The sequence below is a fragment of the Paraburkholderia sp. genome (assembly GCF_035501035.1).
In the GTDB taxonomy this organism is placed as follows: Bacteria; Pseudomonadota; Gammaproteobacteria; order Burkholderiales; family Burkholderiaceae; genus Paraburkholderia.
The window spans coordinates 1-11,331 of the sequence record NZ_DATJWR010000107.1 but is presented as its reverse complement, the minus strand read 5'-3'; the positions used below and the strand labels follow the sequence as shown (position 1 = coordinate 11,331).

Sequence of the window (11,331 nt, the reverse complement as noted above, 5' to 3'; positions counted from 1 at the left end):
CAGGTGCGTGCCGGTGATGAACAGCATCCACGCGATGCCCGCGAGCGCGGCCGGCAGCGCGCTGATGATGATGAGCGGATCGGCCCACGACTGGAAGTTCACGACGATGAGCAGATAGACGAGCACGATCGCCATCGCAATCCCCACGCCCAGGCCCACGTAGGATGAGCGCATCGTGCCGATCTGTCCGCGCATCGTGATGATCGTGCCGCGCAGCGCGTGCGCCTGCACTTGCCTGATGATGTCGTTGATATTCGCGCCGACCGAGCCGAGATCGCTGCCTTCCACGCTCACGAGCAGATCGATCACGGGACGGATGTTGTAGTGCGTGACGATGGCCGGCCCTTCGTGCGGCTTCAGCTGCACGAGGTTGCTCACCAGTTGCAGCGGGCCGTTGGCGGTCGTCGCGTGCGCAGTCACGGGCGTATCCATCAGCTCGTTCATCGAGGTTTCGCGATACTGCGGCGTCTGCACGGCGAGCGGGTACTCCACGCCGTTCTGCGGGCTCAGCCAGAACGCGGGCGAGGTCTGCGTGCTGCCCGAGAGCGCGATCAGCACGTCCTGCGCAACGTTCTGCGGGCTCAGGTTCAACTGTTGCATGCGCGTGCGGTCCATTGCGAGCATCAGGGCCGGTTCGTCGTTGCGCTGTTCGATGTGCGCATCGACGGCGCCGGGCAGTTGCCGCACCTGCTTGAGCAACGTGCTCGCGATCGCCATGTTCTGGCCGAGGTTCGCGCCCACCACCTGCACGTCGATGGCCGCGGGTTGCCCGAAGTTCAGGATCTGCGTGATGATGTCCGCGGGCTGGAAGAAGAACTCCACGCCGGGGAAGCGCTGCGGCAGCAACGCACGCAGCTTGTCGACATAGATGTGCGAGGGATCGTGATCGGGCTTCAGCGCGATCTGGATCTCGCCGTCGAGCGTGCCCATCGTCCCCGAATTGCTGTACGAGAGATTGATGCCGCTATAGGGCAGCCCGAGGTTGTCGACGATCGTTTCGAGCTGGTCGGGCGGCACGACCTCGCGGATCACTTCCTCGACCTGGTCGGCGAGGCGCGCGGTTTCCTCGATGCGAAAGCCCGTCGGCGCGCGCATGTGCAAGCGGATATTGCCCGCATCGACCGAAGGAAAGAAGTCGCGGCCAAGGAAAAACACGAGGCCGATCGAGAGCAGGCAAAAAGCAAGGAACGAACCGCCGAAGAATCTGCGGCGCGCGAGCAGCAGGCTCAGCAGTGCGATGTAATTGGCGCGCACGCGCTCGAACGCGTGATTGAAGCGCCAGTGCACGCGCGCGAAGAGCGAGCCGTTGGCGCGCTGCGCATGCGCGGCAGGGTCGTGGCCCTCGAAGAGCAGCATGGCGAGCGTCGGCACGAGCGTGCGCGAGAGGATGTACGACGCGATCATCGCGAACACCACGGCTTGCGCGAGCGGCACGAACAGAAAACGCGCGACGCCGGTGAGGAAGAACATCGGCACGAACACGATGCAGATGCACAGCGTCGAAACGAGCGCGGGCACCGCGATCTCGCCCGCGCCTTCGAGTATGCCGTCGTGCAGGCCGGCGCCCAGATGCAGGTGGCGCTCGATGTTCTCGATCGTCACCGTGGCGTCGTCCACGAGAATGCCCACCGCGAGCGCGAGACCGCCGAGCGTCATGATGTTGATGGTCTGGCCGAGCGCGTAGAGCACGATGATCGACGAGAGAATCGACAACGGAATCGACACTGCGATGATGAGCGTGCTGCGCCAGTTGCCGAGAAAGAGCAGGATCATCGCTGCGGTGAGCGCGGCCGCGATGAGCGCTTCGCGTACCACGCCCTGCACGGCGGCCGAAACGAACACCGACTGGTCGAAGAGCGGCTTGATGACGAGATCGGCGGGCAGTGTCTCGCGCACCTGCGGCAGCAGTTTCTTCAGCGCGCCCACCACCTGCAGCGTCGAAGCGTCGCCGCTCTTGAGGATCGACATCAGCACGCCGCGCTGGCCGTCCTGGCGAACGACGTTGGTTTGCGGCGAGAAGCCGTCGCGCACGTGCGCCACGTCGCCGAGATAGGTGGTCGCGCCGTTCACCGTCTGCACGGGAATGCGGTTCAGGCCCGCGATCGTATCGGGCGAAGCGTTCGTGTCCACGCGATATTCGGTCTGCCCGAGCTTGGCCGTGCCCGTGGGCAGGATGAGGTTCTGCGCGTTCACGGCACTCACGATGTCGGCGGGCGTGAGCCCCTTCGAAATGAGCGCGCGCGTGTCGAGATCCACCGAGATCACGCGCGTCTTGCCGCCATAGGGGTAAGGCACCTGCGCGCCGGGAATCGTGATGAGCTGCGGGCGCAGGAAGTTCATCGCGATGTCGGCGAGCGCCTGCTCGCTCATCGACTTGCTGGAGAGGCCGAGCTGGACCACCGGAATGCTCGAAGCCGAATAGCTGATGACGAGCGGCGGCGTCGCGCCGGGGGGCATCTGCTTGAGCTGCGCCTGCTCCGATGCAACGGCCTGCGCGATCGCCGTTTGCAGGCTCGCACCCGGCTGCAGGAACAGCTTGATGATGGCGATGCCGGGAAGCGACTGCGACTCGATGTGCTCGATATTGCTGACCGTGGTCGTGAGGCTGCGCTCGTTGACCGAGGTGATGCGATCGGCCATGTCCTTCGCCGAAAAGCCCGTGTACGACCAGATGATGCTGATGACTGGAATGTTGATGTTCGGCAGCACGTCGGTTGCCATCGACATGAGCACGAACGGCGTGGCCAGCAGGATCATGATGGCCATCACGATGAACGTGTAGGGCCGCTTCAGCGCGAGATTGACAATCCACATGTGAGTGCTTCGGACAACTCAGGCGAGGGTTGAGACGGGGATGCATTCATCCAGCGGGTGCCGCATCATAGGCAATGGCCGTGGCAGGCCGCTGGCGCCAATATGGCGAAATTGACAGGCAACGCGCGAGGCGCGCGAAAGCGCAGCGCAATCGCTGCTGCTGCGTCGCGGGAGCGCGCCCGCGGTTCGCGCAATTGCGGATCAGCGCGTCGCGAGCACCTCTGTAACTGCTTCAATTCACGAGCCGCAGATGCTCCTGCTCGCGCAGGTCGCGCCCGTTGCGTCCGTCACGCGCAAGAGGACCGTGCGCGCTGACGTGAGCATCGGCATGGCGGCGCAGCGGCGCGTCGCACGCGGTGAGCGCGGCTTCCTGCTCTTCGAGCACGAGCGGCACCTTTTCGCGCAGGAACTCCACAAAGGTGCGGATCTTCGCGTCCAGATAGCGGCGCGAAGCGTACAGCGCGTAGATATTGAGCTTCTGCAGCCGGTGCGTGGGCAGCACGCGCACCAGTGTGCCGTCCGCGAGGCCGGGCAGCGCCACCGGCACCGGCAGCGGGCCGATGCCCATGCCTTCGCGTATGGCGAGCGCGAGCGCTTCGGGGTTGTTCACCTGGAACGGCGTCACCCCCGTGTGCCGGAAGGTCTCGCCGAGCGGCCCTTCGGAAACCCATTGACCAGCAGGCAGGCTCGCGTCGGTCAGGTGCAGGCAGGTATGCGCCGCGAGGTCGTCGAACGATTGCGGCACGCCCCGCGCGCGCAAATACTCGGGCGACGCACAGAGAATGGCGACCGTGCTGCCAAGATGCTGCGAGATCAGCGCGGAGTCCTCGAGTTCGGCGGCCACTACGACCGCCACGTCGAAGCCCTCCTCGATGATGTCGGGCATCTGCTGCGCGATGGTGAGGTCGACCGAGACCTCCGGCAAATGCTGCTGATAGCGCGCGATCAGCGGCATCACATAGTGCTGCCCGAAGCTCGTGCCGCCGTACACGCGCAGCTTGCCAGCCGGATTCGCGTGTGCGGCGGCGGCTTCGGCCTCCGCCTGCTCGATGTCGGCCAGAATGCGCTTGCAGCTCTGGAAGTAACGCTCACCCGCCTCCGTCAGCGACATGCGCCGCGTGGTCCGGTTCAGCAGCCGCGTGCGCAGCCGTGACTCCAGGTCGGTGACCGCGCGCGAAACCTGCGCCGTCGTCATCGTTTCGCTCGCCGCAGCGCGCGTGAAACTGCCGGACTCGACCACCCGCACGAAGACCCGCATGTTGCGCAGCGTATCCATCAGACACTCCTGTTCATTGGCCCTGCCTTTCCCATCTCCATACGAATAAATCTAGTGTCGCCCACGGGCCGTGGCCTCATGCTGACTCCAACATGGCAGCGCGGACAGCTTGGCGAGCCGCGCCGTCCCGCGTATGATCCACGGCGCCCCGGTGCGCCGCGCGCTTGCAACCGACCCGGCGTCGGGCCCGCCCACACGGCCGGCCGGCGCCTTCATGACAAAACGATGACTCTCGAATTCGCCCTGCGCCTTCTCGCGGCGTTCGCCTGCGGCGTCGCCATCGGAATCGAACGCCAGATGCGCCAGCGCACGGCGGGTCTGCGCACGATCACGCTCGTTGCGAGCGGCGCTTGCCTGTTCGTCACGCTCGGCGTGCTGACCGGCAACGGCACGAGCGGCGTGACGCAAATTGCGGCCTATGTGGTCTCGGGCGTGGGTTTTCTGGGCGGCGGCGTCATCATGCGCGAGAAGGGCTCGATTCAGGGCATCAACACGGCTGCGACGCTGTGGTGCTCGGCAGCCGTGGGCGTGCTGTGCGGCGCGGGCCACTACGGCCCCGCACTGGCCGGCACCATCGTCGTACTGCTGACGAACACGGTGCTGCGCGAGGTGAGCCGCATCATCAACGCCACCCCCGTTTCGAACGCCGATCTCGTACGCGCCTACATACTCACCGTGGTGTGCCGCGAAGAGGACGAGGTGCACATCCGCACGGTGCTCTCCAATTCGATGTACTCGACGCCGCTTTCATTTCAAAGCCTCACGAGCGAAGACATGCCCGGCGATCCGCAGCGCCTGCGCGTGACGGCGACGATGCGGCTCCATCCGAAATACCAGTCGAAGCTCGAACTGATGGCGAGCCGCCTCAGCATGGAGAAAGGCGTCTCCAGCGTGAGCTGGACCGCTGCGGAAACCGAGGAAGCCCCTGAGTGACGCTTCGGCATTGCGTGCACACGCATTCCTTACGAATCCATTTCCGATTCGTTGCGCTTTTTAAAATGATTCGCGCCAGTTTTGAGGAACTGTCAATTCTGGCCGCGTTTCGTGGACGCCTTTTCGCCCTTGGACTAAGCTGCATTCACCGTGATTCGTTCACGCAAACAAGGGAGGCTATCCATATGGAACACGGCATCATTGCCTGGCTCATCATCGGCGCAATCGCAGGCTGGCTCGCTGGCGTGCTCGTCAAGGGCGGCGGCTTCGGATTGATCGTCGATATCATCGTCGGCATTGTCGGCGCGTTCATCGGCGGCTGGCTTGCCGGTTTGCTCGGCATTCATATCGGTGGCGGCATGATCAGTTCGATCATCACCGCAATCATTGGCGCGGTCATTCTGCTCTTCATCATCCGGCTGTTCAAAAGAGCTTAGCGAATTCACGCTGTCAATGAAAAACGGGAGCACCGTGACTGGTGCTCCCGTTTTACTTTGAGTGCTTCCGATTAGCGTTTTACTGATTAACGCAGCGATTACGCGTTGGCGACGAGTTTGCCCTCGCCCGTCGCATCGGGCAGCATGGAACCCGTTTCGTTGAAACGCAGATGCATCTCGTACGCGCGCGCGAGATTGTGCGGCGTCTGGCCGCCGATCTTCATCGCGTCGCGATAGTAGTCGCGCAGCAGATCGCGATAGAGCGGATGCGCGCAGCGCTCGATGACCAGCGTCGCGCGTTCGCGCGGCGCGAGACCGCGCAGGTCGGCCAGGCCCTGCTCGGTCACGATCACGTCCACGTCGTGCTCGTTGTGATCGACGTGCGGCACCATCGGCACGATGCTCGAGATGCGGCCGTCCTTGGCAATGGCCTTCGTTGCGAAGATCGCGCACGATGCATTGCGCGCGAAGTCGCCCGAGCCGCCAATGCCGTTCATCATGTGCGTGCCGCCCACGTGCGTGGAATTCACGTTGCCGTAGATGTCGCATTCGAGCGCGGTGTTCAGCGCGATGAGGCCAAGGCGGCGAATCACTTCCGGATGATTGCTCACTTCCTGCGGACGCAGCACGAGCTTGTCGCGATAGCGGTCGAGGTCGGCGAGCACCTGGGCCTGGCGCGGCGCGGAGAGCGTCATCGAAGCGCCCGAGGCGAACACCATCTTGCCGGAGTCGATCAGGTCGAAGGTCGAGTCCTGCAATACTTCGGAGTACATCGTGAGTGCCTCGAACGGCGAATTCACGAAGCCCGAGAGCACCGCGTTCGCGATCGTGCCGATGCCAGCCTGCAGCGGCGGCAGTTGCGCGCTCATGCGCCCGTGCCTCAATTCGTGCTGCAGGAATTCGATGAGGTGGCCGGCAATGCGCGCGGTTTCTTCATCGGCGGGCAGCACGGTCGATGGGCTGTCCGCTTCGTTCGTGATGACGATGGCGGCGATCTTCTCGGGCGGAATCTCGATGGCGGTCGTGCCCACGCGATCCTGCGGCCGCACGATCGGCAGCGGGTCGCGATGCGGGCGACGGCCCGGAATCCACACGTCGTGCAGACCTTCGAGCGCGAGCGGCTGCGCAAGGTTGATCTCGACGATCACCTTCTCCGCGAGAATCGCGAAGCTCGCCGAATTGCCCACCGAAGTCGTGGGCACGATCGCGCCCGTTTCGGTGATGGCCGCTGCCTCGATGATCGCGAGATCGAGCTTGCCGAGCAGGTTCGCGCGCAACATCTCCACCGTTTCGGAGAGGTGCTGGTCGACGAACATCACTTCGCCGCGGTTGATCGCCCTGCGCAATGTCGAGTCGACCTGAAACGGCAGGCGGCGTTCGAGCACGCCCGCTTCGGTCAGCATGCGGTCGACATCGTGACCGAGCGAGGCGCCCGTCATCAGCGTGATGCGCAGCGGCTCCTTCTCTTCGCGCGCGCGTCGCGCCAGTTCGATCGGCACGGCCTTCGTGTCGCCCGCGCGCGTAAAGCCGCTCGCGCCGACACGCATGCCGTTGCGCACGAGTTGAGCTGCCTCGGCAGCCGAAGTGATTTTCCCGCGCAAGGCGGCACAGCGAATACGGTCTTCGTACATCAAAGTCTCCACATTGAACCTGGTGCCCAGTTTCAGGTTTTGCATCAGCGAATGTGAACTGCGGTTTTCACAGAACACTCTTGCAGTGTCTTTTTGACGGCCACAATGCACAAAGCCGCGACGCCCTATGTGAAGGTGTCGCGGCACAAGATTTCAGCGTGCACCTGCACATGGCGGGCGTGCTCTCGATCTCAGCTACCGAAGTAGAGCGTGCAGAAGCTGGCCGGCCCGACGCATTCATCTTTCTTTGCTGGCTTCACGGTTTCGCGATGAGCGGTTGCTTGCGCTGCCTGCGGAGCAGCGGACTGCGCGACCTGCTGAGGGGCACTCGCTGCCGGTGCGTCGTTCTGTGCATGAGCAGCGGCGGCGGCAAACAGCGAACAGGCAACAACAGCGATTTTCAGGGACTTCATTTTACTCTCCAGTGCTAACGGGTACTGCGAAGCAGTGATATGACTATATGACCCAGAGTAAATTTGATTAAGAAGGCGGGTTGGAACGCATATTTCCAGACTGCAGCAAGATCGCGCAGCGCTGCGTTTTCATTGTGTCTTCAACGATCTCAAAGCCGTGCCGGGCCTGCGGCGCATGCGCCAGGCAAGCGGTCCGAGCGGCGCGTCGCGATCGAGCAGTGCACTGCGGATAAAGTGCAGATGACTCAGGAGCCGTTGCACGTCGTGGCGCCGCTCGCGCTCGTGATGCACGGTTGCGAGCGCCTCCTGCGCGATCCAGGTCGCCGCGCGAACCGATATCAGCGCGCGTTCCAGCAACACCCCGTCTGGGCGCTCGAAGAGGCCCGCAATGTCCTCTTGCACGTGCTCGAGGGCCGGCGGCCAGCGCGCATCGAGCGCACCGAGCCAGGCCGCCGCCTGCGCCTCGTTGCGCAGATCGACGACGGCATGACCCACTTCGAGCGTCACCAGCATCCACCGCAGCGCGCGGCGGTGCGCCTGGCGACGTCCGTTCAGCAACATCCTCAGCTGGTGCATCAGGTCGTGCGTTCCGGACTGGAAGCGCTGTCCGAGCCCCTCCAGCTCGCCGAGGCAGGCAAGCACGACCTGACCACGCAAGGACACGCACATGCGCTCGACGAGCCAGTTCATGTGCGGCGGAAACACCACCGCGAAACCAAGCGAGGCGACCAGCATCGCAGCAACGACCGCGATGCCGTTGTTGATCAGCAGGTCGGGTGTATAGACGATAACGTTGTCGGGGCCGGCCAGCAGGCAGAAGAACACGGAGAATCCGACCCCGTAGCCGGCTACGCGTGGCCGTGTGGCGAGAAAGGCGCCCATTGCGAGCACCGGGACAAGCGACGCGCAGAGCAGCGGGAAGCCGTCGATATTGGGGTACACGTAGCAGGTGAAGAGATAGCCGGTCACAGCGGCCAGGGCCGCGCCAACGGCCATCTGCACGGCCATGCGCGAAGCGCGCGGCGCCGACGAGGTGAGCGCACAGGTGAGCGCGGCGGCGATCATCGCGAGGCCGCCGCTCGGCCAGTCGGTTTCGACCCAGAACCAGCCGATCGCCGACACCACCACGGCCGTGCGCACGAAAGTGAACGCCACGACGTACCAGCTCGTGCGTGGCACGTAGCGCGCGACGCGCGGCTCCTGTGCGAGCCGGGCTTGCGTCAGCGACGCCCATGTGCGGCTATAGCGCACGATTTCGGTCGTGAAGCGGTAGATGAGTTCAGCAGACGTATCGAAGTCCGGCAGCGCTTCGGGTAGCGTGCTTTCGAGCGGCCTGCGCGTTTCGCGCACGTGGCGCGGCAGGGTGCGCTGGAAGGCTTCCAGGTCGTTTGCGAGCCGCAAGGCATAGGCTCGATCGCTTTCGTTCTGGCGAGGCCGCTGCGCGAGCAGCACGGCAAGCTCGCCGAAAAACGGTGCGAGCGGTGCAATCGCCGCGTCGCTCCAATGCAGCCTCTTGAGCAGCTGACGCAGCGCATGCAGCCGCGCACATACGTCCATGAACTCAGAATTCAGGCGCGCGAGCAGGCCGCTGCGCGAGCGCATCATTGGATCTTCGAAAAGCGAGAAAGCGCGCGTGGTCTCGAAGCCGACGACATCGTCGACGAGACCCGCAAACTTCCCTTCGAATGCGCCCCTTTCGAGCTTGCCGGCCAACACCGCCGAGGCGAACGCAGTAAAATTTTGATACCGTGTACGCAAGGTGCGATCGAGCACCGAACCCGACTGCCGGGGCACGATCACGGCGCTGACCATGCCCGAGCAGAGGATCCCCACGGCCACTTCGGCTCCCCGCCCGAGCGCGGCGAGAAAGAGACCGTTGGGTTGCATCACGAGCGGAATGCCGATCAGCGCTGCCGTGTAGCCGGCCAGCACGAAACCGTACCAGCGAAAATGCCGATTCCTCATGGCAGCGGCCGTACACGCGGCCACCCACCCCGTCATCCCGAGTATGTAGAGCTCGGGTTGCTGCACGAACACGGCACCCAACACCACCGCCGCGATCATGCCAACCGAGGTGCCAACGATGCGGTAGAAGCTCTTCGCGAACACCATGCCGGAGAGCGGCTGCATCAGCACGAACACCGTCGTCATCGCAATGCGCGGCTGCGGCAGGTCCAGCAGCATCGCGATGCCCATGGCAAGCAATCCGGCCGTGACCGTTTTCAGCAGATGGAGCCAGATCGCGCCATCGGTGGCCTGCCAGTCGCGCAGTGCACGCCTCGCGGCGCGCCAGATGATTTCCGCGCGCCGACGCGAGTCGAACGCTCGATGTATCGCAGGCTGGCGGTTCATGGAAAACGGACTACGCTCGGGCTGTTACGAAGAATGTCGTCTGCTTTGGCAGGGACAGAGCAACTATGTTGCGTGGGACCAGAGAACGCTAAAGTGTCAACTCTGGTCGACAGGAGCCGATTGTAGGAGCGTCACTGGCGCGCATTAACGGGACGGACGGGGAACGTCCGTTCCAGATCACTCAACAATGACGAGGCCCGAGAGGCGGACAATATCGTTTCCGTGCCGAACAAGAAGGTCTGATGGATACGTTACAAAATATGCGGGTGTTCGTTCGCGTCGTGGAAGCGGGCAGCTTCACGGCCGCGGCCCAGTCGCTGGATTCGACTACGGGCGCGATGTCGCGCGCGGTGTCGGAACTCGAAGCGCATTTGCGCACCCGCCTGCTCAACCGCTCGACGCGCCGGCTTGCGCTCACGCCCGCCGGCGAGCGGTATCTCAAACGCTGCTCGCAGATTCTCGCGGACGTCGATAGCGCGGAAGAAGAGGCGAGCTGCGCGCACGAGCGCCCTGCTGGCGCGCTGCGCATGCACAGCTTCGCGAGCATTGGCCAGCAGTACGTGCTGCCGGCGATCTCGCGCTATCGTGCGCTGCATCCCGAGGTCACCGTCGAGCTGACGCTCTCGCAACGCATGCCGGATCTCTTCGAGGGCAGCAGCGACGTTTCGGTGGTCACGGCGTCTTCACTGCCGAATTCCGATCTCGTTTCGCATCAGCTCGGTTCGACGTATAGCATTCTGTGCGCGTCGCCAGCATATGTGCATACGCACGGTGCGCCTCGTACGCCCGCCGATCTCTCGCATCACGACTGTCTGATTCTCAAGACACCGGCATTTCCGGCGCATGAGTGGACGTTAGAAGGGCCCGAAGGCAGCGTGGAGATGCATGTGGACGGGCCGGTGCAGGTGAATATCGCGGAATCACTCGCGGTGGCAATTCGCGAGGGAATGGGGATTGGCGTGCTCCCGGTCTACGCGGCAATTGAAGGACTGCGTAACGGATCGCTCGTGCGCGTGTTGCCTCAGCACAAGCTCCAGAAGACGAACGTGTATGCACTTTATCCGTCGCGCAAATTCGTCGACGCGAAGACGAAGACATGGGTTGAATTCATGCGGGCGCATCTTCCAGAGGTGATCGCGCGCGACCAGGCGCTGCTTGAGGAACTCACGCAAGAGCAACTCTCGGATGAGGCGGAGAAAGTCGCGATCGCGGAGGACGCTTCGATCGGTGCAGCAGCGCAGAAGGCTGCGCATTGAGTTGCGATTGCCGAAGCTGTTAACGCAAAAAGCCGTCCACTGGACGGCTTTTCTGTTTCCTGCGCTTCGTCCTGCTTCGTTTCGTACTGCGTACGATGTAGGGACAGCGCCCAAACGCCAGAACCCCGGCTCTCTTACGGAGAAACCGGGGTTCTGGACATCACAGCATGAGGAGCCTGACGATTACCTACTTTCACACGGGCAATCCGCACTATCATC

Annotated in this window: 8 protein-coding genes; 3 read left to right on the top strand and 5 right to left on the bottom strand. The window is 63.6% G+C overall.

The window, feature by feature from the left end; all coding sequences use genetic code 11:
- On the bottom strand, positions 1 to 2,814 hold a 2,814-nt coding region (locus VMJ11_RS07785; protein ID WP_325618592.1), incomplete at its 3' end, for an efflux RND transporter permease subunit.
- A gap of 232 nt (positions 2,815 to 3,046) precedes the next feature.
- A complete protein-coding gene (locus tag VMJ11_RS07780; protein WP_325618590.1) occupies positions 3,047 to 4,090 on the bottom strand; it encodes a LysR family transcriptional regulator in 1,044 nt (347 codons plus the stop codon).
- 225 nt (positions 4,091 to 4,315) lie between these two features.
- Between VMJ11_RS07780 and VMJ11_RS07775 the strand changes: the two genes are divergently transcribed.
- Positions 4,316 to 5,023 (top strand): MgtC/SapB family protein, encoded by a 708-nt coding sequence (locus VMJ11_RS07775; RefSeq protein WP_325618587.1) that lies wholly within the window; start codon positions 4,316 to 4,318, stop codon positions 5,021 to 5,023.
- A 185-nt stretch (positions 5,024 to 5,208) separates the two neighbouring features.
- The gene (locus VMJ11_RS07770) at positions 5,209 to 5,460 is read left to right on the top strand and encodes a GlsB/YeaQ/YmgE family stress response membrane protein (protein ID WP_325618594.1); all 252 of its coding nucleotides are present in this window, start codon (positions 5,209 to 5,211) and stop codon (positions 5,458 to 5,460) included.
- A gap of 98 nt (positions 5,461 to 5,558) precedes the next feature.
- On the opposite strand, the gene VMJ11_RS07765 is transcribed toward VMJ11_RS07770, so the two are convergent.
- The 3 genes from VMJ11_RS07765 to VMJ11_RS07755 all read right to left on the bottom strand — a co-directional run bounded on the left by VMJ11_RS07765 (position 5,559) and on the right by VMJ11_RS07755 (position 9,856).
- A complete protein-coding gene (locus tag VMJ11_RS07765) occupies positions 5,559 to 7,091 on the bottom strand; it encodes an acetyl-CoA hydrolase/transferase family protein (RefSeq protein ID WP_325618585.1) in 1,533 nt (510 codons plus the stop codon).
- 191 nt (positions 7,092 to 7,282) lie between these two features.
- Positions 7,283 to 7,504 carry a hypothetical protein gene (locus VMJ11_RS07760; RefSeq protein ID WP_325618583.1) on the bottom strand — a complete coding sequence of 74 codons (222 nt, stop codon included), beginning with the start codon at positions 7,502 to 7,504 and terminating at the stop codon, positions 7,283 to 7,285.
- Positions 7,505 to 7,633: 129 nt separating this feature from the next.
- Positions 7,634 to 9,856 (bottom strand): FUSC family protein, encoded by a 2,223-nt coding sequence (locus VMJ11_RS07755; RefSeq protein WP_325618581.1) that lies wholly within the window; start codon positions 9,854 to 9,856, stop codon positions 7,634 to 7,636.
- Positions 9,857 to 10,098: 242 nt separating this feature from the next.
- Here VMJ11_RS07755 and VMJ11_RS07750 point away from each other — a divergent pair, with 242 nt between their 5' ends.
- Positions 10,099 to 11,112 (top strand): LysR family transcriptional regulator, encoded by a 1,014-nt coding sequence (locus VMJ11_RS07750; protein ID WP_325618579.1) that lies wholly within the window; start codon positions 10,099 to 10,101, stop codon positions 11,110 to 11,112.
- Positions 11,113 to 11,331 lie beyond the last annotated feature (219 nt).

Bases quoted from the DNA above. Each gene is read 5' to 3' on its own strand.
- VMJ11_RS07780 (WP_325618590.1), bottom strand. From the start codon at position 4,090: ATGGATACGCTGCGCAACATGCGGGTCTTCGTGCGGGTGGTCGAGTCC.
- VMJ11_RS07775 (WP_325618587.1), top strand. From the start codon at position 4,316: ATGACTCTCGAATTCGCCCTGCGCCTTCTCGCGGCGTTCGCCTGCGGC.
- VMJ11_RS07770 (WP_325618594.1), top strand. From the start codon at position 5,209: ATGGAACACGGCATCATTGCCTGGCTCATCATCGGCGCAATCGCAGGC.
- VMJ11_RS07765 (WP_325618585.1), bottom strand. From the start codon at position 7,091: ATGTACGAAGACCGTATTCGCTGTGCCGCCTTGCGCGGGAAAATCACT.
- VMJ11_RS07760 (WP_325618583.1), bottom strand. From the start codon at position 7,504: ATGAAGTCCCTGAAAATCGCTGTTGTTGCCTGTTCGCTGTTTGCCGCC.
- VMJ11_RS07755 (WP_325618581.1), bottom strand. From the start codon at position 9,856: ATGAACCGCCAGCCTGCGATACATCGAGCGTTCGACTCGCGTCGGCGC.
- VMJ11_RS07750 (WP_325618579.1), top strand. From the start codon at position 10,099: ATGGATACGTTACAAAATATGCGGGTGTTCGTTCGCGTCGTGGAAGCG.